The sequence below is a fragment of the Desulfatitalea tepidiphila genome (assembly GCF_001293685.1).
GTDB classification, from domain to species: Bacteria; Desulfobacterota; Desulfobacteria; order Desulfobacterales; family Desulfosarcinaceae; genus Desulfatitalea; species Desulfatitalea tepidiphila.
The window spans coordinates 1,558,151-1,579,469 of record NZ_BCAG01000003.1 but is presented as its reverse complement, the minus strand read 5'-3'; the positions used below and the strand labels follow the sequence as shown (position 1 = coordinate 1,579,469).

Below are 21,319 nucleotides of genomic sequence, written 5' to 3'. Positions count from 1 at the left end.
GAGCGCAGCGAGTTTCTGGGCCGCCCGCCGTGCATTCTTAGCGGCACTTGACCGCTTGGCGCGTGGCATCGGCCACCTGCTCCACCCACGCCGGGTTTAATGAATCGCATTCAGTGGGAATCCCAGACCTAAAGATATCCCGTTTGACAGTCCTCTTCATAATGTTTAAAAAGCGCCATTCAAAGGGGTGCCACCGCACCTTGGGGCAATGGTTCAATACTTTCTCTTGCTGCGGCTGGTTTTGGTACCGAAAACGGCAACGACCTTGGAAAAAAGTGACACAAAGGATCTCGATCGTGGAAAAATCTGCCTCAAGCGCTTCGTCGGCCCGCTGGATCGGAAATGACAAGGAGCTTCGCACCGGTGTAACGGCATTCAAAGAGGCTGTGGCCAACGTCGGCCGTCCTGTTTTTGTCGTCGGGCCATCCGACGCATCTGCCGTGACCCATAACGGTACGATGATATGGGGATCGGCTCCTGACATCGTGCTTCAAGGAAGGCCGCTGTTGGGTTTTGCGCCGCCTGTCCAACCGATGAACCTTGGGGATCCTCTTTTTAAACGGGATCTAAGCATCCGATATGCCTATGTGATCGGCGCCATGGCCAACGGCATTACCTCCGTGGAGATGGTCCGGGCGGCAGGCGAAGCTGGTATGATCGGTTTTTTCGGTGCAGGCGGGCTTTCCCTCGGACAAATCGAATCTGCCATCGATCGTCTCACCTCCGGAAGGGATGGCGTTCCATTCGGCTTCAACCTGATCCATAGTCCCAACGATCCCCAACTGGAAGAGGCGGTCGTCAACCTGTACCTGCGTAAAAAGATCCGTCTGGTCAGCGCTTCGGCCTACCTGGGGTTGACCCTTTCCCTGGTGTATTATCGCATCAAAGGCATTCACCAGGCGCAAGACGGCCATATTGTTTGTCCCAACCATATCGTCGCTAAGGTGTCGCGCATCGAGGTAGCAAGCAAATTTTTTGCACCACCACCCGAAAAATTTCTAAAAACGCTTGTCGAGCAAGGCAGGATCACCGAGCGGGAAGCGCTCCTGGCCGAGCGTATCCCTCTGGCCCAGGACTTGACCGCCGAAGCGGACTCGGGCGGACATACGGATAACCGCCCAGCCCTGACCATGTTACCCACGTTTATGGCCCTGAGGGATGAGGCCATGCAACGGTACCGGTTCCCATCGCCACTGAGGGTCGGTTTAGGCGGTGGCATCGCGACGCCGGATTCCGCCGCCGCGGCTTTTGCCATGGGTGCGGCGTATGTGTTGACCGGATCCATCAATCAGGCATGCGTGGAAGCGGACACCTCCGATGCGGTACGCGAGATGCTCGCCCAGGCCCAGCAGGCCGACGTCATCATGGCGCCTTCCGCCGATATGTTCGAAATGGGGGTGAAAGTGCAGGTGCTCAAACGGGGGACGATGTTTGCCATGCGGGCGGCGCGCCTCTACGAGCTATATCGCACCTACGACCGCTACGAACAGATCCCCGACACCGTTCGCGCCACCGTCGAGAAAGATTTTCTTCAAGCCTCTTTTGAAGAGGCCTGGGGGCAGACGCGTCAATTTTTCGAACAGCGCGACAGAGTGCAAATCGACCGTGCGGAACGTGATCCGAAACACAAAATGGCCCTGGTGTTTCGATCCTACCTGGGCAGGGCGTCGTTATGGGCCAAAAGCGGTGATCCGGCGCGCAAAATCGACTATCAAATCTGGTGCGGGCCTGCCATGGGAGCGTTCAACGCGTGGGCCAAGGGGTCCATTCTCGAGCCGCCCCAAAACCGTCATGTTGCCACCATCGGCATGAATCTGCTTTACGGCGCGGCCGGTCTCATGCGATGCAATTGGTTGCGCAGTCAGGGAATCATCGTCCCATCCCAGGCGGCTGTATTCCGACCCATGGAACCGGCGGAGATCCAACGCCGGACGTCTTGCTAAACCACTTCGATTTTATTTAGAAAATCAGTGTAGAGCCGGGTGACCGCAATCACGTGACCATAAACGGGGTGACCCTCATCTCCGTTGGACTTCGACGGTCCCATATGGGTTTCCGAAAAGGTGGTTCGTTTGACCGATATGTCATTTTCAACGGTTTCAGTCTGGATCACGGTTCGAATGCAATAGCTGAATTGTTGTTCGTTTTCTGGATGAATGAATAGAAAATGTTGCGGCATATTTCTGGCGCCATTCAAAGTGGGGCGTGCATGGATCTGAAAAAAACCCTGCGATTTAAGCCAGGGCTTCAAATCATTAAGGATTTTAGCGGCATCCGGAATGGTCAGCTTTAGTGCGCCCACCAGATGTCCGGCCAAATACACCTTGAAAGCTTCTTTGGCATTGAATTGACGCGTTACCCCGGATTGAATGCCGCCTAGTGGATCCGGCGGTAAAAATTCCCTTGCCCACCGTTTCCATCTTGCCAAATTAATCTGCAACTTACTGGACAAGTACCTACTATTATAATAAATCATTTGAACTCCAGGTTGTTTGGTTGTTGTATCTGATTAACAACTTATGAATCGATCGTCAAGTGTTGCAAATTAACGACCGATGGATTATGTATAGTTTTTGCATGACATTGACGGCTTTGTGCTCCGGCAATCGGTTGCGATGGCTGGTTTTTAATTTGTGCCGAGTTCGGATGTTTGTCCGACCAGGCAGCCAACTTTTTATTCAGTGGTTTGATTCGATATGAAAAACAATGACCCGTTTCAGGTTCCGGTGGCCATCATCGGGATCGGTTGCATGTTTGCAAAATCAGCCAATCAAAAGTCTTTCCTGAGATTGTTGATGCGAGGTGTGGATGCCATCACCGATCCTCCCGAAACCCACCGTTATCTAAATGATTATTTTGATTCCGATCCCAAGAAACCGGATCACATCTACTGCAATCGTGGTGGTTATCTGCCGCTGGTCGATTTTGACCCTTCCGAATTTGGAATCCCGCCCACGGCTCTCGAGGCGACCGACACCTCTCAGCTTTTAGGGCTCGTCGTAGCCAAGCAAGCCCTCGATGACGCAGGATACGGCATAAACAACGGACGCACTTTCGATCGCGAACGAACAAGCGTTATTCTCGGCGTTACCGGCACGCAGGAGCTGGTCATTCCTTTGGGCGCCAGACTTGGCCACCCGCTTTGGCGGCGCGCCCTGACCGACGCCGGCGTGACCGAAACGACGGCGGATGATGTTATTCAAAGAATTGCAGAGGGCTACGTCTCCTGGCAGGAAAGTTCATTTCCCGGTCTTTTGGGCAATGTGGTGGCCGGTCGTATCGCCAATCGGTTGGATTTGGGAGGCACAAACTGTGTAGTGGACGCGGCCTGCGCCAGCTCCATGAGCGCCATTCACCTGGCGCTGATGGAACTTGTCACCGGCCGGTCGGATATGGCGATCACGGGCGGCGTGGATACCATCAACGACGCATTTATGCATATGTGCTTTTCCAGAACTCAAATTCTTTCCAAGAGCGGGAATATACGGCCTTTTTCAAAACATGCCGATGGCACGGTCCTGGGTGAAGGCGTCGGTATGCTGGTATTGAAGCGATTGGATGACGCCCGACGTGACGGCGACCGTATCTACGCCGTTATCAAAGGCTTGGGGACGGCCAGCGACGGCAAATCCCAAAGCATCTACGCACCGCGTCAGAGTGGGCAAGTCGCGGCCCTCAGGCGGGCTTTTCAGAGCGCAGGCATCACCCCGGACCATATCGGGCTGGTCGAAGCCCATGGCACGGGCACGCGCGTCGGCGACCAGGTCGAGTTCAAAGCCCTTTGCGATGTATTCGGTTCGGTCGCATCCAAAGGCGACCGATGCGCCCTCGGTTCGGTGAAGTCCAATATCGGTCACACCAAAGCGGCAGCCGGGACCGCAGGTTTGATCAAAGCGGCCTTTTGCCTCTATCACAAGGTATTGATTCCGACCTTGAAAGCAGATCCGCCGGATCCCAATCTGGATGTCGCCAATAGCCCGTTTTACATCAATCAGGACCTGAAGCCCTGGATTCCAGGAAAAGACGGTGTGCGTCGCGCCGGCATCAGCGCCTTTGGTTTTGGAGGCAGTAATTTCCACACGATTCTCGAAGAGTTCGACCCCGATAAAAAGGAACCCTCCTGGGACGGGAGTGTCGAAATCGCCGCATTTTCTGCACAAAGCGAGGAATCGCTGGCCCAAATGGTCGAAGAGTGGCGCGCCAATGTGGCCCAAAGCAGTGAAGAGAACAACGTGGGCCCATGGGCGGCCCAAAGCCGGATGAGATTCGACTCGAAGGATCCTTACCGCCTCTTGATGGTCCTTGATTCTGCAAACGACCTCACGCATGTCATGCAGCGCTGCGATGCCGCCATGGAGAAGCTGGCGACCCGGCACGATCACGCGAGGCCCGTCGCAGACGGTATTTTTATCGGCTTTGGCGATCCACCGGGCAAAATGGGCTTTCTTTTTCCGGGACAAGGCAGCCAGTACGTCGGCATGGGCCGAGATCTACTCTGCTGTTTTCCCGAGGCGATACAGGCCCTTCAAGAGGCCGAGGCGGCCATGAACGGCAGAATCCGCCTCTCCGATTCGATCTATCCAAAGCTGCTCGACGACCCTGCAGAAGCCGAAAACCTGCTCAGACGGACCGATATCGCACAACCGGCCATCGGCGCCATCAGTACCGCCATGCTGGCTGCACTCAACACCTTCGGGATCGTGCCGGATGGAACCTGTGGTCACAGTTATGGCGAGTTGGTGGCCTTGTACGCCGCCGGTCGTCTGGATCGAGAGGCCTTGTGGCAGCTATCGGAAGCGCGGGGCCGATTTATGGCAGCGGCCGGCATCCAAGGCAAAGATGCGGATCCGGGCTGCATGCTCGCGGTTCGCGGCCCCATCGCGGAATTGGATCACCTCGTTGCGGAATTGCCCGAAGGCGTTGTTCTGGCCAATCGAAACAGTCCTGAACAAGGGGTTCTTTCCGGACCTGCCGCAGCCATCGAAGCCGCGGAAAAAATTTGTAAAACAAAAGGGTATCAAACAATTAAATTGCCCGTGGCCGCGGCGTTCCACAGTAAGCTGGTTTCCGACGCCCAGATCCCTTTTCAAAAAATGGTGGATCAGGTGCACTGGCGATCGGGCCGTTCGATTGAAGTCATGAGCAACTCCCTGGGCGGTGCGTATCCCGATGCCATCGACCAGGCCAAACAAGTACTGGGTGAGCAACTGGCCTTGCCGGTGGATTTTATCGCCAACATTGAGCATCTCTATGCGGATGGTGTGCGTACGTTTGTCGAGGTAGGGCCCAAGGCCGTTTTGACGCGTTTGGTCGAGAAAATTTTAAATGGCCGTTTTTTCCACGCAATGGCACTGGATCGTTCAGGAGGTCGTGCAACCGGCGTTGGCGATCTGGCCCATTCACTGGCCAGGTTGGCCGCCTTGGGGTATCCCGTTTTGTTGCAGAAGTGGGAAAAACCCCTTCCGGTACAAACGCCCAAGCGCATGCGAATTCCTCTGTCCGGTGCCAACTACAGAGCATCGAGACCTGCGAGGCCACCGGTGGCACGAATAGAAAAACAGGACCATACGGATCGAAAGGTGGCACCGGCGACCTCGTCTCACCCCGTCAAAACGGTGCCCGAACAACCTGGACCCTCCCTTACCCGGCTTGAACCCTCACGACAACGAGCGATCGACATGCCCAGCGGTCGCCAAAATGACATCAGGCACGAGATCAACACAATGGATCCTTCAAAAAGAGAGTATTTGAATCACGCCTTGACCACCGTCCAAAAAGGACTCGCTTCCATGCAGGCGCTTCAGTCCCAGACATCGGAAACGCATCAAAAATATCTGGAGGCCCAGGCCGAAGCCAGTCGAACGCTTCAACAGATGCTGCGCAGCACACAGCAACTGGTCGATGCCGGCATGGGTGGGTTCACCGCTGGGATCTACGACCGCGATGACGGCACGATGCCGGCGATGCAGCCGCCCAAGAGTGCGCCCGCTATCAGCTTGTCTCCCCCTGCCCCCCCGGCCCGCAGTATCGTCGACCAAAGCCAGGCGGTTCCGGACGCGTCCGTGCAGCCGGCATCCCGCCAGGAGGACGTCAAAGAACCCCTGACCACCGAAAGCCATTCCGGTGGTCAGCTTGAAGCGATCCAAAAAGCGTTGGTGGCGATCGTCAGTCAACTGACTGGATATCCTGATGACATGCTGGCCATGGATATGGACATCGAGTCCGATCTGGGGATCGATTCGATCAAACGGGTGGAAATATTGTCTGCGCTCGAGGAGCAAATGCCGGACCTGCCCAGGGTAACGCCTGACCTGATGGGGACCTTGAAAACCTTGGGCCAGATTTGTGACTACCTGGGATCAGGCGTTTCACAATCGTCCAATTTGCAGGCATCGGCCCAATCTTCCACCCCCGCTGCCCCACCTCAGGCAACACCCAAAGGGGGGGATCAGGGTGCAGTGCAAACAGCGCTGTTGAAAGTCGTTGCGGCCTTGACCGGATACCCGGAGGAGATGTTGGGTCTGGATATGGATATCGAATCCGATCTGGGCATCGATTCGATCAAACGCGTCGAAATTCTCTCGGCCATGGAAGATCAGATGCCCAACCTTCCCAAGGTGACGCCCGATATGGTCGGAACCTTGAAGACACTCGGACAGATCTGTGAGTATCTGTGCGGCACCTGCTGCGCAGACGCATCGCCGCCATCGGGATCATCCTTGTCTGATGATGAACCAGCATCGAACCCGCCCCGGGCGCAGGCCTGCGCCCGGTCGCGAGTCGAGGAGGAGGCTTCCCAATCCGTCCCTCGGTATCGGATCGATGTGGTGGATCTGCCCGCAACCCCTAAGGCGCGTGGTGCGCATCCGATTCGATCAGGCGCACCATTCACCATCGGACTGGCAGCTCGGCAAGGCGAGTTTGGGGATGCATTGGAGAAGGCCATGACATCGGCCGGTTGGTCCGTCCTCCGCTTGACCGAACATGCGCAAATCACACCAGAAACCAAACTGGCAGGACTCGTCCTATCGGCCCCGCAGGAACCGAGCGACGCCTTCCGATGGGCGCAAATTTGCCACCCCGCCTTGCAAGAGGCCGTGAAGGCAGGTTGTGACGCTTTTTTTTGCACGGTCAGTCGGCTGGATGGCGCCTTCGGATTCGCTCAAAAGCCATTGTCCGACCCTGAACAGGGTTCCCTGGCCGGTTTGGTGAAAACCGCGGCCATCGAATGGCCCGAGATTCGTTGTTTGGCCTTGGATGTCGATCCACAATGGCATGATGTCGGTGCGGCCGCAGGTGCCGTGATCGAAGAGGTGGCTTTTCTAGACCCGGCCGATGGAATCGAAATCGGACTTGGTCCCCGGCGTCGGGTAGGCCTTCAAATGGTTGCCGAAGCACCCGTCTCGGGGACGACGCTCAGTCTGAATCGCGATGACGTGGTTGTCGTGAGCGGCGGCGCACGCGGTGTGACGGCTGCGGCCGCAACGGCCCTGGCGATGGAGGCGCCGTGTCGTCTGGTTCTGCTGGGAAGATCACCGCAACCGACGCGCGAACCTGAATGGCTGCACGGGATTTCCGAAGAGTCTGCCATCAAAAAAGCGATCCTGACCCATTCCACCGCAGGCAAGGCGCTCGCGCCCCGGGACCTTGAAAAAATCTATCGTCAATGGATGGCCAACCGGGAAGTCCTGTCCACGGTCGAGCGTTTACGTAGTCTTAAAATCGATGTGCTCTATTTCAGCGTCGATGTGTGTGACGATAAAGCCGTCGGTGTCGTGATGTCGAAACTGCGCAGGGAGCACGGGCCGATCAAAGCCATCATTCATGGGGCCGGCATCCTCGAAGATCGGCTGATCGTAGATAAAAAATTAAACCAATTCTCAGTGGTTTATGACACAAAAGTAAAAGGTTTGAATACACTGTTGGAGGCCACTGATAACGATGAACTCAAATATCTGGTGCTCTTTTCATCGATCAGCGCCAGAATGGGCAACACCGGTCAGGCCGACTACGCCATGGCCAACGAAGCGCTCAACAAAATCGCGGTACAACAAGCCCACCATAGGCCGGGATGCAAGGTCCTTGCTATAAACTGGGGACCTTGGGACGGTGGCATGGTCACCCCCTCCTTGAAACGGGTATTCGAATGCGCAGGCATTTCTTTGATTCCCGTCGAAGCCGGGGCAAGGGCCATGGTGGCCGAGATGGGCCAACCGCTCGACGCATCGGTTGAGATTGTCATCGGCGGACCGTTGCCATCGGCCTCGAAACAGCCGGATGATGGCCAAGATGTAGCGGCCACCTGCAATAGAGACGAAGGCATGTCACTGGCGGCCAAACGGGATATCGACCTTCATCGATATCCCATACTGGAGTCCCACCGCCTGGACGGCCGACCGGTCGTGCCGTTTGCGCTCATGACCGAGTGGTTGGCCCATGGCGCACTGCACGCCAATCCAGGGTTGTGTTTATACGGAATCGACAATCTGAGGTTGTTCAAAGGCATTGTCCTGGACGACCAAAGCAGAAGCATCCGGTTGATGGCTGCTGCCGCCAAACGCAAAGATGGGATGTACGCAGTGGATGTTGAAGTGCGTGACGGGCAGCAAAACGGTTCCTGCCAGATTCATTCGAGTGCCACCGCCCTGCTGGCCGATCGTTTGCCTGCCCCGCCCTCGTTCGAGGAGAACGGGCACTTCAAGGCCACGGCGTACCAGCGAAGCCTCGGCGAGATTTATGAGCATATCCTGTTTCACGGAGAGGCCCTGCGAGGCATTGAAAAAATCATCCATTTTTCGGGCAAGGGATTGACGGCAAGGGTACGTTCCGCCCCGGCACCGCAACAGTGGCTTCAGGATCCCATGCGCAGTCGCTGGATCGCAGACCCGCTGGTAATGGATTGCGCGTTTCAAATGGCCATCATCTGGTGTTACGAGCATCAGCAATTGGTCTCATTGCCGAGTTATGCGGCGACATATCGCCAATATCGTGATCGTTTCCCCTCACAGGGGGTCACCGCGGTCATGGAAGTCGTCAGGACGACCGACCGAAAATTGACGGCCGATTTTACATTTCTGGATGAGGAAAAAAAGGTCATCGCTTGCATGACCGGCTACGAAGCGGTCATGGACCAGAATCTGTTCAAGGCTTTTGGGGTCAAAGCCGCCTGAGGGTTCCAGATTCCTTGATACGGGCTTTCTGTTTTATGCGCAAAAGCGCCGGACTGGTGTTGATAAACATCAGGGACGACCGGCATCCGCGGTCCAAAAAAAAGGTTTCCAGCCGATCGAACAAAACGGGACGCGTGGGCCATCGGAATGCCTTGGCCCTGCTTCTCAAAGTATCCCATTGGATCTTACACGACTCGTCATGGGTGAACACCTTCTCCTGCGCCGGTTCGCAGAGGAACATGGCGCACATCAGGGGCCTGACCTGCCAACAGCAGCCATCGGCCTGCAGATAGGTGCACTTGCGATCATTGAAGGGAGACCGCAACGCTTCAAACATCTTTTCAATCGCCGCTTCGCTCGAACAGCACACATTGACGACCATATCTGCCCAGAAAGCGACGATGCCATCTTTGCTGCAACACGCACTGAGCTGATTGGAATAGCAGCTGCGGGTACAATGGGCACTGAAGTGAAGGTCCAGAAAACGATCCACTTCTGATCGAAATGCAAGGTATGGCACCAACTCCTGGAATAACTCCTGGCGCTCGCCTGTTTTCAACAAGCTCAGTTGCTCGACGGCCATTTGCAAGGCATCCCACTGTTCTTGCTGATAATCGTTCATATGTTTGACCCCTTGTGAATCATTTTGTCTCGTATAGAAAAAATATTTCATCTTTTCAATGGGTTTTTGCCTCCCCTTGGATTTCCCTTGACAATCAAAGTCGGCCTGTTACAAAGATCCCATTCCCGACACTTTTGATGCTTGCCGCTACGAGACGCAATTGAATCAAGACGGTGGGTTTCAAAAGCAATCGATCTGCCCCGCTCTGTTTTCAAAATTCACACTGCCCTTGAATTCGGGAGAAACTCATGAATGAACGTGCCAACGCCCCGATCCATCCCCTAAATGCCATTGCCGATCAATTCCGGCCGACCGAATCTGAGTCGGGTGAAGATTTTTATATCCCAGAACAGAATGATTCAGCAGAAGAAAAAAATGGTGGCCAGGCGGCCGTGACCTCCATACCGCTTCTAAAATTTTCTTCATCCGGCAATTTAAGGGAGGTGGCGCTTCAACAGCTTGAACCCGCGAAAAGAGCCGTCTGTGTTTTGTCGGCAACGCTCGATGACGCCGAAACCCTGCGCACCGAGATGCTCGATGAAGAGTTCAGTGAACTGGCGCTGCGCGTCTGGCAAATCAGTTCGGAAACGTTGGATGAAAACGGCGGCTTTATCGGCCAATTTGGCACGATGATGTTCCTTGGATACTTTTTGGCCGATGACGCGTGCGCCCAAGCGCCATCGAGTGCCATTCGATGTGCGTTGGAATTGAAGCAACGGATGTCTCATCTGGGGCGGGAGTGGAAAATTCGAAAAGGTTGGCTGCACAATATCGCGCTCAATATCGGGATTCATTTCGGGACCGAATTCATTGCCTCGGTGGCTTCGGCGGCCGGAAACCACCTCCTGACACTCGGAAAAACGGTTGAGGTGGCCAGCCAACTTTCAAACATCGGCATGGACGGACAGATATGGGCCACGAAAGAGTTCGTTCAGCGCCTGCCGCAAAAGGATCTCGAGCGACTTCGATTCGGTGTTTTGCGATCTGAAAGCCAACGAAAAATTTTCATCTCTCGATGCTTTTCGCAGATCAAGGATCTGTCGGTTTTCGAAGGGCCTGTCAAGCCTTCTACAACGGCCCTTGCTTCACAAGCGGTGACCCAGATATTCGACAGGCAGGTGGGCGACTGAGAGGAAAAGAAGCTGTATCGTCCGGCTAAACCTTTTCCAAAGAGATCTCCTCGACACTGACACGATTGCGGCCTCCTCTTTTGGATCGGTAGAGTTGGGCGTCGGCCTTATTGATCAGATGGTCAATCGAGATGTTCTGGAAACCACCTCCATTGCCCGGCGGGCACACAGGTTTACAAGCGCCTCCGAAACTGGCCGTGACATGCAGGGTGTGGTTTTCGTGTTGGATGCTGAGTTGTGATACGGATTGACGCAGTCGCTCGGACAGGATTCGCATGCCGTTACAATCCGTTTCGGGCAGTACGAAGAGAAACTCCTCACCACCATAGCGGACGACCCAATCTATTTTTTCCCTGACCTGCTCCATCAGGCAACGCGACACCCTTTTCAGAACCAGATCACCCACCTGATGGCCATAGGAGTCATTGATTTTCTTAAAGTGATCGATGTCGGCGATCAACACGGATAAGGCGTGCCTGTAGCGCTGGGCTCGAGTGAACTCCTGTGGAAATCGTTCATTCAGATAAGCCCGGTTGAAACATCCGGTCAACGGATCGGTAATCGAAAGCAGCCGGATCTCTTCATTGGCGCTTTTGAGCGATTGTTCCAGATTGAGAATACGGATACCCGTGTTGATTCTGGCAAGCAATTCGGCCGAATGAATCGGTTTGGTCAGGTAATCGTCGGCGCCGGCTTCCAACCCGGATACGATATCGCTCTTTGAGCCACGGGCGGTGACGATCAGGATGTACACATATCCTTCGGTTTTCTGGTCCCGAATCATGTGGCAGAGCTCGGGGCCGTCCATCTCAGGCATCATCCAATCCGTCACGACGATCGGGTAGAACTGGTTGCTGAGCAGATGAAGCGCCTCTTTGCCGTTGGAGGCACAGGACACATCAAAGCCAGACTTCTTGAGGTATCTTTCCACCAGGGAACGCGATACAACATCGTCGTCGACAACCAGTATGGGAAAAGCGGTCTCCATCGGTGTGCCTTTTCATGAAAATGCAAATGCAATGCGTCACAAGGACTTTTCGGCCTTCCGGCCGTTTTCTTTAGGCTTGGGATGACATGTCATCCTGAAAAATGGATCGGTCATGTCTTGTAGCAAATGTGCGAACCTGTTTCAAGAATACCGCCAGCGAATGATTGGCCTTATGCGGCCGCCCCTTCTTGACCTCAATTTCACGGCTTGATAGAGTGCTGTCACTTGTGGTGCTCAGACACATCGACAATTATGATTTTTTTGCTCAGAGGCCGATCCTCACGTCTGCCGATCTTCACGTCTATTGATCAAGCCAGTTGATCAAATTGATCAAGGAGTATGACCATGCCCAGCCAGGAAAAAGAAACGCTTCGTATTCATGTCAACATTGAAATCTCTTCCTATGCTTTGAAAACAATTGTCGCCAACGCCAAACGCCTGGCGCCCAGGGCTGCGAATGGATCTTACCACATCGATACGGCCGACAAGGTCAGCGAAATGGTCACGCGCTTTCTAAAAGTACATGATTTTGATGGTTTTGTGAGCAACTTGGATAATTATGCGATTGAAAATTCGAACTAGTGCGTTGTGATTATTGACGACTATGTAAAAAGTCCGGTTTGTGCGTTTCCCATCATCTCGGCGGAAACCGGGGTCCAGTATTTTCAATATGTTCTGGATGCCGGCGTACACCGGCATGACGCCTCTGGGACTTTTTACGGTTTTTATCACAATTAATCCATCGACAAGAAGGAGAGACTCGTGGATTTTGAAACCGTCCGCTACCTGAAGTCTGAGGGGATCGCCACCATCATTTTGAACCGACCCAAAGTGCTCAATGCGATGAACAAGCAGCTTTGGCTCGATTTGCAAGCCGCTTTAAGCGATGCGCGCCAGGATAGTGGCATCAAGGTGGTGGTGATCACCGGGGAGGGCCGCGCCTTTTCCACCGGCGCCGATCTTAAAGATTCAAAAAACCGGACCATCGAGCAGTATCGGGACTATCTGGAAGCGCTTCAAGAGGTGTCGAGACAAATCATTCGCTTCGACAAGCCCACGATTGCCGCAATCAATGGCTATGCCCTCGGCTCTGGCTATGAACTGGCCCTGGCCTGCGATATTCGGATTGCCGCCGAGACAGCCTCGATCGGTTCTCCCGAAGCACGCGTGGCATCATCGATCACCGGAGGTGCTTTCCGTTTAATTCAAGACCTGATAGGGCCGGGAAAAGCAAAAGAGCTATTATTCACCGCAGAATCCATCGACGGTCGCGAAGCCGAACGCATCGGACTGGTCAACAAGGCCGTTCCAGCAGATCAATTGATGGAGAAAACTTATGAAATGGCAGGCCGAATCGCTCAGAACGCCGCCTTCTCGCTTAAAATGATCAAACGCGGTTTGCATCTGGCCCAGGGGGAAATCAGTCTGGAAGGATTGATGGATTTCGAAGTGGAAGGTTGCCTGGCATGTGTCTCTTCCAGCTCACGCGGCGAGGCACTGGAACGGTTTGAAAAGCGGAAAGAAAAGGAATGATACACAATGGGACTTGAAAAGGTCATGCGCCCCCGATCGGTGGCCGTGGTGGGGGCCTCAAAACTCGAAACCAAGCGCGGCTATCAAACAATTCGATCCCTGCTAAACGAGAAATACGAAGGACAAATTTATCCCATCAACCCCAAAGAGACCAACATCCTGGGGATTCATTGTTATAAGGATATTTCAGAAATCCAGGAACCCGTGGATGTGGCGCTGATTGCGACACCGGCCGCCACGGTCCCCAAAATTCTGGAGGAGTGCGGGCAAAAAGGGGTTGCCGGGGCTGTCATTCTTGCCGGTGGTTTCAGGGAAACCGGTCACGCAGGCCGTCAGCTCGAAAATGCCATGGTGGCGGTGGCCAGACGGCATAACATTCGTCTGATCGGCCCCAACACGTCCGGAATGATGAATCTGGTCGACAATTTGAACCTGGTCGGCATGCGCGATGTCCCCAAGGGAGACATCGCCCTGTTGAGTCAGAGCGGGAACATGGCTTTGAGCATCATCACCGAGGCGAAACTCAAAAGCCGCAAAGGACTCTCCTATTATGTGGGCGTCGGCAACGAAGCGGATATTCGTTTTCACGAGTATCTGGAGTTTTTCAGGGAGGACCCCCACACCCGAGCCATTATCATGTATGTGGAAGGAATGCGCGAGGGGCGTGCTTTTCTACAACAGGCCTACCTGACCACCCAGGGAAAACCGATCATTCTGTTGAAAAGCGGACGCTCGGTTACTGGCAAACGTTCGGCCGGTTCTCACACCGGTTCCCTGGCAGGCATGTCCGAGGTGGCCATGGGAGCATTCAAACGGGCCGGCATTATCGTCATCGAAAATTCGGACGAACTCTTCCCTGCCGCTGAAACCCTCTCCAGTTGTCCCCCCATTCGCAACAACAAGGTGGCCATTCTTGCCGACGGCGGCGGTCATGCCACCATCGCCGCCGATATTTTGACCGATTTCGGCATCGAGCTCCCCACCTTGGAGGAAAAAACCCAGCGAAATCTGCGCAAGATACTTCCCGCCGCTGCCGCGGTGACCAATCCGGTGGACGTAGCCGGCGGCACCGATTCAGACCCCTCCCTGTTCGCCGATTGTGCCCGCATCATTCTCAACGATCCCCAGGTCGGTGGATTGCTGCTGGTCGGTCTTTTTGGGGGATATGGCATACGGTTTGCCGAATCTCTCTCCCTCAAGGAGGAGGATGCCGCGCACCAGATGGGCAAGATCTCCGCCAAGCGAAACAAACCCATCGTCATCCATAGCCTGTTTAATTCCGAGAAACCGCATTCACTGAATCTTTGTCGGTATTACAACCTACCGGTTTACGATTCACTCGATGTGGCGAGTAAATGCATCGCTGTTCTGGCCGAATATGGCAACTATCTGAAAAGTTATCACGCTAAGACCAATTTCGTATTTAAAACGGGTGTAAAGGCTAAACCCGAAGGCCGCAAGATCATTTCAAACGCTCTCAACGAGGGGCGACAGGGTCTGTTGGAACACGAAGCCAAACGGCTTTTCAAATTGCACGGCGCACCGGTTGCTGAAGCCCGCTTGGCGACCACAGCGGATGAAGCAGCCGCCATGGCAGCCGAGATCGACGCACCGGTTGCCATGAAGATCGTTTCGCCGCAAATCCTGCACAAAAGCGATGCCGGCGGCGTCATCGTCAATGTCCAAGGCAAAAGCAAGGTTCGTCAGGCCTTCTCCCGGCTCGTGGAAAATGCCGCTCGTTTCGATGACAACGCCGAAATCAAAGGCGTTTTAGTCGAGCCCATGGCGGCTACGGGGATCGAAATCATCATTGGCACCAAAATCGACGAACAATTCGGGCCGGTGATCATGTACGGTCTGGGCGGTATTATGGTCGAGATCCTGAAGGATGTGTCGTTCCGGGTCCTGCCGATTTCGCGTTTTACCGCCAAAGCCATGATCGAGGATACCAAGTCCGCCCCGCTCCTCCGCGGCGTGCGCGGTACGCCCCCATACGATCAGAAAACGCTGGTGAACCTGATGCTGCTGGTCTCCGATATGGTGGAATCTTATCCCGAAATCGAGGAGATGGATCTGAACCCGATCATTCTGCACGAGAAAGGCGCCACGATCGTCGACGCCCGAATCATCCTCAAGGGACAACAGAAGGATGAATAGGTGCCGCTGATCGACCGATCGTCCACATTCATGCTCTGGCAAGCGGCTACGCTTTATGAGGGGGGCCGACAAATATGGTGCCCTCCCCTGGATACATCCTTCTTTGATCCCGGGGGGTAGATTGAGCTTGTTCCGACCAATGCCCGGCTTGGGGATCCGCACCCTCGCGTGCGGCCGGCAGCGGGTCTTTGTCCCTCATCTGCGGTTTTTGGCGTAGATTCACGGATGCCACCGGTGCGCTGAACTCAATGGGGATGTTATTCGGGTCGAAACTATAGATCGAGTGGATGAAACCATGATCGATCACCTCAGACACCCAAATGTCGGCGGCCTCCAATCTCTCCTTGAGGGTCCACAGATCATCGTCGGTGTCCACGCCGATGGATAGATGATCGAACGCCACGGGGCCTTTTACCGGCACACCATGATCTCTTTCTGGAATGGGGAGCGCGTCGGACCATTCAAAAAAGGAAATCATATCGTAAGGGGATATTTCAAAAAAATAGTGTCGATATCCGGGACGCCCAAGGCCCGCAACCAGGCGCATCTCGAGCAGATCACGCCAGAAACGAATCGTGGCCGTCATATCGCCGGTGACCATAGCCAGATGATTGATACCATTGTAGTGGATCATGATTGCTGTCCGAACAGCCGGTGATGGATTCCGGCCTTGTATAGTTTACCATCTCCCGCCAGCCTGTATCGATCGAGCTGGGCAGGCACGATGACCGACTCGCCACGCGCCAGAGCCGTGTCGCATCCGTTACCACCCCACTGCATCTTGACTTGGCCTTCGATGCACAACACGATTTCGGGCGCTTCGACACGCGGGCCGCTGTCGTATGGATTTGAAGGTCGGATATCCATCGTCTCCAGTTCGAATTCATCGGCAAAGCCTGGGTAACGCTTGATCGCTGGACCGATCGGATCCGGTGTCAGGATCTCCAGGGGTTCCGGCGTAAAGTCGACGACATTGAGCAGTTCGTCGATATCCACATGTTTAGGCGTCAGTCCGCCTCGAAGCACATTGTCGGAATTGGCCATCACTTCGATGGCAACCCCTTTGAGATAGGCGTGCAGCTTCCCCGCTTTCAGAAAAAGGGCCTGCCCGGCCTCAAGGGTTACAAGATGCAAATAGCAAGGGCTCAAAACACCGATGTCGCCCGGGTACGCGGTATGGAGCCGTACCATCCACTGATAACTCGGGGATGTGGAACGGCGTTGTTTGGCCGCGGACACCAAATCCCCGACCAGTTCTCGTTGTCGATCTTTTGACAATGTCATCAGGTAGTTGAAGAATTTCTGCAGGCCGGCTGCTTCTTTTTCCGAATAGAGCGAATCGAGGTCGTCTTGCCGATGCTTTGGCCAAATCGGGTTCAGAAGATCGAGAATGGCCGCTGCATCGCGAAAACCGCAAAGCGCGGTAAATTGCGTCAGGGCGACCACGCATTCCGGTTTGTGCTGGACATCGCGGTAATTGCGACGGGGGTCGGTCAGGGCGATGCCGAGTTGGTTCTCGCGGCCAAACCCCTGTTTCGCCGTGGCTTTATCGGGATGGGCCTGGATGGACAAGGGGTGCTGCACGGCCAATACCTTGAAAAGAAAAGGCAATTGAGGGCCAAAACGGTCGATGGCGATCCGGCCCAGGATGGGCAGTGGATCTTTTCGTATCAATTCATCCAGATATTGCCAGCGATCTTGATACCACACTTGTGAAGGGGCTTTGGGATGGGCCCCCATCCACAATTCCGCCTCTGGCTCATTGCCAGGCGCGGGCCGTCCCAGCAGTTCGGCGATGGCGGTCACCGACCCCCATGCATAGGGTTGGATGGCATTTTTCATTTTTAGCGGTTCTTTGAACATGTCGGTCGCTTTTATGTGTTGGGTTTGGGGTCCGCTATGGGATTTACGGGGCGCTGCACAAGCCGGTTTACCTGCCCGGAACAGCATGCTATACCTTAGCGCAACGCATGGAATTGTCAAATTTTATTCAGAATATGTGAACTGCATGGTTTTGCGAATCAACGAGATTTTTTACAGCATTCAGGGTGAATCCACCGGCGCGGGCCTTCCATTCATTTTCATACGCCTGACCGGCTGCAATTTGCGTTGCAGTTATTGCGATACCCGCTATGCCTATGATGACGGTGATTGGATGCAAATCGACGCCATCGTCCAACGGACGTCCGCATTCGGGTGCCGACGGGTCACCGTGACGGGCGGGGAACCGCTGACCCAGGCCGAAACGCCGGCTTTAATTGTCGATCTACTCGACAATGGCTATGACGTTTCGATCGAAACCAACGGCAGTCTCGATGTTTCCTGCCTGGATCCGCGTTGCACCAAAGTGATGGACATCAAGTGCCCTTCGAGCGGGATGCATTTGCATCACCTGTGGTCCAATCTGACGCATCTTACAGCAACCGATCAAGTTAAGTTTGTCATCACGGATCGGACCGATTTTGAGTTCGCTCGTATGGCGATGGAGCGATTGGGCGAAGATTTCCCGAGAGGCAACATCCTCTTTTCGCCGGCATACCGACGGCTCGGCCCGGATCAGTTGGCCAATTGGATGCTGAAGCACGGAACGGATGCGCGATTGCAGATTCAACTCCACAAATACTTGTGGCCGGATATAGAACGCGGCGTGTGACCTTATTCCGTCGCATGAGCCCACGAATGGAAGCATTTTTTGCAAAAATGAAAACTCCCGAAAAAGCGGTCGTCTTATCCAGTGGAGGCATCGATTCCACCACTGCCCTGGCCCTGTCCAAGAATGAGGGTTTCAGCCTCTACAGCCTCAGTTTCGATTACGGCCAGCGGCATGTCTACGAACTTGCGGCCGCCCGGCGGGTGGCCGAATTTTTTCATGTCGAACACCATCTGGTGGTTCATGTGGATATGACGGCCATCGGCGGTTCGGCATTGACCGGCGACATCCAGGTACCCAAGGGTCGGGCTGCCGATGAGATGCTTGCCGATATTCCTGTCACCTACGTGCCCGCCCGCAACACGATTTTTCTTTCTTACGCACTGGCCTGGGCCGAGGTGCTCGGCGCCACCCGAATCGTCATCGGTGTCAATGCGGTCGACTACAGCGGGTATCCCGATTGCCGCCCCGAATTTATCGCCGCCTTTCAGACCATGGCCAATCTTGCCACCCGGTCCGCCGTTCAGGAGGGGGTGGGCATATCGATCCATGCGCCGTTGATCCACATGACCAAGGCCCAGATCATCCAGGCGGGAACCGCATTGGGCGTCGACTACGGCATCACGCACAGCTGTTATGATCCGTCACCCGAAGGGTTGGCCTGCGGGCGATGCGACAGTTGTCTGTTGCGTAGAAAGGGGTTCCAGGAAGCTGGTATCGACGACCCGACGCGTTATCAATAGAGAAATTTATAGAGAGGTTTTTTCAGGGGTGTTTTTTGGGACATGCGTGTCGCCCTGATGCATTTTCATCTTAACACCGGCGGGGTCACGACCGTTCTCCGGCAACAGGCGGAAATCCTGATGGCCCGGGGACATGACGTCCTGATCCTGTGCGGGGAGAAACCGATAGCTCGATGGCCTGTGCCGGTGTCTGTCGTGCCGGGTTTGGCGTACGCTACCGCTCTGCCGCAGGCCGCCCCCGGTGTTTCTGAAACGACAGACGCCATCCTGGCGAGCTTGCGGCATCAATGGCCAGGCGGACATCCGGATGTAATCCATGTTCACAATCCCACCCTGGCCAAAAACAGGCGCTTACAGGCGGTCCTCAAGCAGTTGCAGCAGTCAGGCCTGGCGCTGCTCTGCCAGATCCACGATTTTGCCGAGGATGGACGGCCAAATGTCTATTTCCAGGAACCCTATCTGTCGGATTGCCATTATGCCGTGGTCAATGGGCGGGATCGACGCATATTGATGGCCTGCGGCCTCACGGAAAAAGGTGTTCATCATCTGCCCAACGCCGTTCGACCATGGTCTTTGCATGGGCAGCAACCCGATGGTGCCACCGGCCATGTCCTTTACCCGGTGCGCGCGATACGAAGAAAGAATATCGGGGAATCCATTCTGCTTCAACATTGCGCTTTTCCTGGTTCCCCCTTGGTCATCACCCTACCGCCGACCAGCCCTTCGGATGCGACAAGCTACCTTATGTGGCGCCGTTATACAGCCGATAAAGACCTGCCCGTGGTTTTCGAAGCCGGGATCCGAGGCGATTTCCGACAATTGATGAACGAAGCGCGTTATGTGATCACCACCAGCATCAATGAAGGCTTCGGCTTTTCTTTTCTCGAGGCCTGGACCGCGGGCAAGGCGCTATGGGGTCGTCTGCTGCCCGATATTTGCCAGGATTTCATCGGATTCGGTATTCACCTGGAACACCTCTATCCTCAATTGGGAATACCCGACGCATGGATAGCTGTCGATGATTTCCAGCGGCAGTGGCAAACGGTTCGCCGGCACGCTGCGGCGCACTTCGGCATGAAGATCGACGATCAGCAAATTAGGTCCGATTGGTTGCGAATCACAAAAAATGGGGTAATCGATTTCGGTCTGCTTTCGGAGCCCTTTCAACGCCAGGTCCTGGATCACCTCCTGTCGGATGCTGGTAGTTGCCGACGGTTGCTGGAGATCAATCCTGTATTGAAGGATTTTGGTTCGCGGCAGAGGATCCGGGATGCATTGGATCATAATAGAAGCGCCATTTCAGCGCATTTTTCCCTGAAAGACTATGGAAAACGGTTGATGAAACTGTACCAAAACGTGTGCAATCGTCCGGTCAGGCAACATATTGACAAGTCTGCCCTCTTCTGGGCCTTTATGGCCGCCGAGCGCTTCAGCCTGCTTAAATGGCGTGGATTCGAAGATGAATGTGATCCCCAAACAATTGATCACGCCCTATCTTAAACCCCTCGAACCCCTCCCGACCAATGTGACACCGGAGGGGCGTCTAACACCACCGATTCGGTGTTTGTTGTGCGATATCTACGGAACGTTGCTGATCAGCGCCAGCGGTGACGTGGGGCAGTCAAGCCAGCAGAAGTGGCCGATCCATCAGATGACCCGATTGCTCGAACGTTACGCCATACCGATGACAGCAGAACGACTGATCGAGGAGTTGCATGGCGCGATTAAAGAAGCACACCACAAGGCCAGAAGTATGGGAATTGAGTGTCCGGAGGTGTGCATTGAAAACATCTGGCAATCGCTCCTGCCTCTAAAAAGCAGCGAGGAGATCACCGGATTGGCCGTCGAATTCGAAATGCTCCTCAACCCGGTCTGGCCCATGCCACACCTGTCCGAATTGCTGACGGCCTGCCGGGAACGGAACATTTTACTTGGCATCATATCCAACGCCCAGTTTTTTACCCTGCATCTGCTCGAATTGTTGACCGGTAGCCCTATGACCCGACTCGGTTTCAAAAAAGAGCTGACGTTTCTTTCCTACCGCCACGGTATCGCCAAACCGGCGGACGGTTTGTTTCGTATGGCCTCGGATCGACTAAAAAAACTGGGGATCGCCCCCGAGCATGCCGTGTATATGGGAAACGATATGCGCAAGGATATTGCACCGGCCAAGCGCAACGCATTCCAAACCATATTGTTCGCCGGGGACGCCCGATCGTTGAGATTGAACAGCGAAACCAATTCAATCGAAACGTCGGACCCGGATTTGGTTGTCACCGATCTGCTTCAAGTGATACCCTTCCTTGATCCTATCCTGTGATGTCGT

General features: G+C 54.7%; 15 protein-coding genes. 10 read left to right on the top strand and 5 right to left on the bottom strand.

Annotated features, from left to right (window positions below; all coding sequences use genetic code 11):
• Positions 1-296: 296 nt before the first annotated feature.
• On the top strand, positions 297-1,943 hold the full coding sequence (locus DFT_RS11720; protein ID WP_235506213.1) for a PfaD family polyunsaturated fatty acid/polyketide biosynthesis protein: 1,647 nt from the start codon (positions 297-299) through the stop codon (positions 1,941-1,943).
• Here DFT_RS11720 and DFT_RS11715 read toward each other — a convergent pair.
• A complete protein-coding gene (locus DFT_RS11715) occupies positions 1,940-2,428 on the bottom strand; it encodes a hypothetical protein (RefSeq protein ID WP_235506212.1) in 489 nt (162 codons plus the stop codon). The genes DFT_RS11720 and DFT_RS11715 overlap by 4 nt on opposite strands.
• 268 nt (positions 2,429-2,696) lie before the next feature.
• On the opposite strand from DFT_RS11715, the gene DFT_RS11710 reads away from it, so the two are divergent.
• Positions 2,697-9,170: a type I polyketide synthase gene (locus DFT_RS11710; protein WP_054031372.1), complete on the top strand. Its 6,474-nt coding sequence runs from the start codon at positions 2,697-2,699 to the stop codon at positions 9,168-9,170.
• Here DFT_RS11710 and DFT_RS11705 read toward each other — a convergent pair.
• Positions 9,157-9,792, bottom strand: a complete 636-nt coding sequence (locus tag DFT_RS11705; RefSeq protein ID WP_054031371.1) for a hypothetical protein — start codon at positions 9,790-9,792, stop codon at positions 9,157-9,159. The two genes, DFT_RS11710 and DFT_RS11705, sit on opposite strands and share 14 nt — an antisense overlap.
• Positions 9,793-10,040: 248 nt before the next feature.
• On the opposite strand from DFT_RS11705, the gene DFT_RS11700 reads away from it, so the two are divergent.
• Positions 10,041-10,922: an adenylate/guanylate cyclase domain-containing protein gene (locus DFT_RS11700; RefSeq protein WP_054031370.1), complete on the top strand. Its 882-nt coding sequence runs from the start codon at positions 10,041-10,043 to the stop codon at positions 10,920-10,922.
• Positions 10,923-10,947: 25 nt separating this feature from the next.
• On the opposite strand, the gene DFT_RS11695 is transcribed toward DFT_RS11700, so the two are convergent.
• On the bottom strand, positions 10,948-11,910 hold the full coding sequence (locus DFT_RS11695) for a diguanylate cyclase (protein WP_054031369.1): 963 nt from the start codon (positions 11,908-11,910) through the stop codon (positions 10,948-10,950).
• 345 nt (positions 11,911-12,255) lie between these two features.
• Here DFT_RS11695 and DFT_RS11690 point away from each other — a divergent pair, with 345 nt between their 5' ends.
• The 3 genes from DFT_RS11690 (at position 12,256) to DFT_RS11680 (ending at position 15,600) form a co-directional block, all read left to right on the top strand.
• The gene (locus DFT_RS11690) at positions 12,256-12,492 is read left to right on the top strand and encodes a hypothetical protein (protein WP_054031368.1); all 237 of its coding nucleotides are present in this window, start codon (positions 12,256-12,258) and stop codon (positions 12,490-12,492) included.
• Between the two features lie 180 nt (positions 12,493-12,672).
• On the top strand, positions 12,673-13,443 hold the full coding sequence (locus tag DFT_RS11685; protein ID WP_054031367.1) for an enoyl-CoA hydratase/isomerase family protein: 771 nt from the start codon (positions 12,673-12,675) through the stop codon (positions 13,441-13,443).
• Between the two features lie 6 nt (positions 13,444-13,449).
• Positions 13,450-15,600, top strand: coding sequence for an acetate--CoA ligase family protein (locus DFT_RS11680; RefSeq protein ID WP_054031366.1), 2,151 nt, complete (start codon positions 13,450-13,452; stop codon positions 15,598-15,600).
• Between the two features lie 46 nt (positions 15,601-15,646).
• Here DFT_RS11680 and DFT_RS11675 read toward each other — a convergent pair whose 3' ends face one another.
• Both DFT_RS11675 and manA read right to left on the bottom strand, forming a co-directional pair.
• Positions 15,647-16,234, bottom strand: coding sequence for a VOC family protein (locus DFT_RS11675; RefSeq protein ID WP_054031365.1), 588 nt, complete (start codon positions 16,232-16,234; stop codon positions 15,647-15,649).
• Entirely contained in the window at positions 16,231-17,442 is a 1,212-nt protein-coding gene (manA, locus tag DFT_RS11670; RefSeq protein ID WP_076750703.1) for a mannose-6-phosphate isomerase, class I, read from the bottom strand. Before manA ends, DFT_RS11675 begins: the two co-directional genes overlap by 4 nt.
• Between manA and DFT_RS11665 the strand changes: the two genes are divergently transcribed.
• The 4 genes from DFT_RS11665 to DFT_RS11650 are packed head-to-tail and all read left to right on the top strand — an operon-like array spanning position 17,429 to position 21,313.
• Positions 17,429-18,253, top strand: coding sequence for a radical SAM protein (locus DFT_RS11665; RefSeq protein ID WP_235506211.1), 825 nt, complete (start codon positions 17,429-17,431; stop codon positions 18,251-18,253). The genes manA and DFT_RS11665 overlap by 14 nt on opposite strands.
• A gap of 47 nt (positions 18,254-18,300) precedes the next feature.
• The gene (gene queC / locus DFT_RS11660) at positions 18,301-18,993 is read left to right on the top strand and encodes a 7-cyano-7-deazaguanine synthase QueC (RefSeq protein ID WP_054032438.1); all 693 of its coding nucleotides are present in this window, start codon (positions 18,301-18,303) and stop codon (positions 18,991-18,993) included.
• A 57-nt stretch (positions 18,994-19,050) separates the two neighbouring features.
• Positions 19,051-20,493: a glycosyltransferase gene (locus tag DFT_RS11655; RefSeq protein WP_161807134.1), complete on the top strand. Its 1,443-nt coding sequence runs from the start codon at positions 19,051-19,053 to the stop codon at positions 20,491-20,493.
• Positions 20,453-21,313 carry an HAD family hydrolase gene (locus DFT_RS11650; RefSeq protein ID WP_076750521.1) on the top strand — a complete coding sequence of 287 codons (861 nt, stop codon included), beginning with the start codon at positions 20,453-20,455 and terminating at the stop codon, positions 21,311-21,313. Before DFT_RS11655 ends, DFT_RS11650 begins: the two co-directional genes overlap by 41 nt.
• Positions 21,314-21,319: the final 6 nt, after the last annotated feature.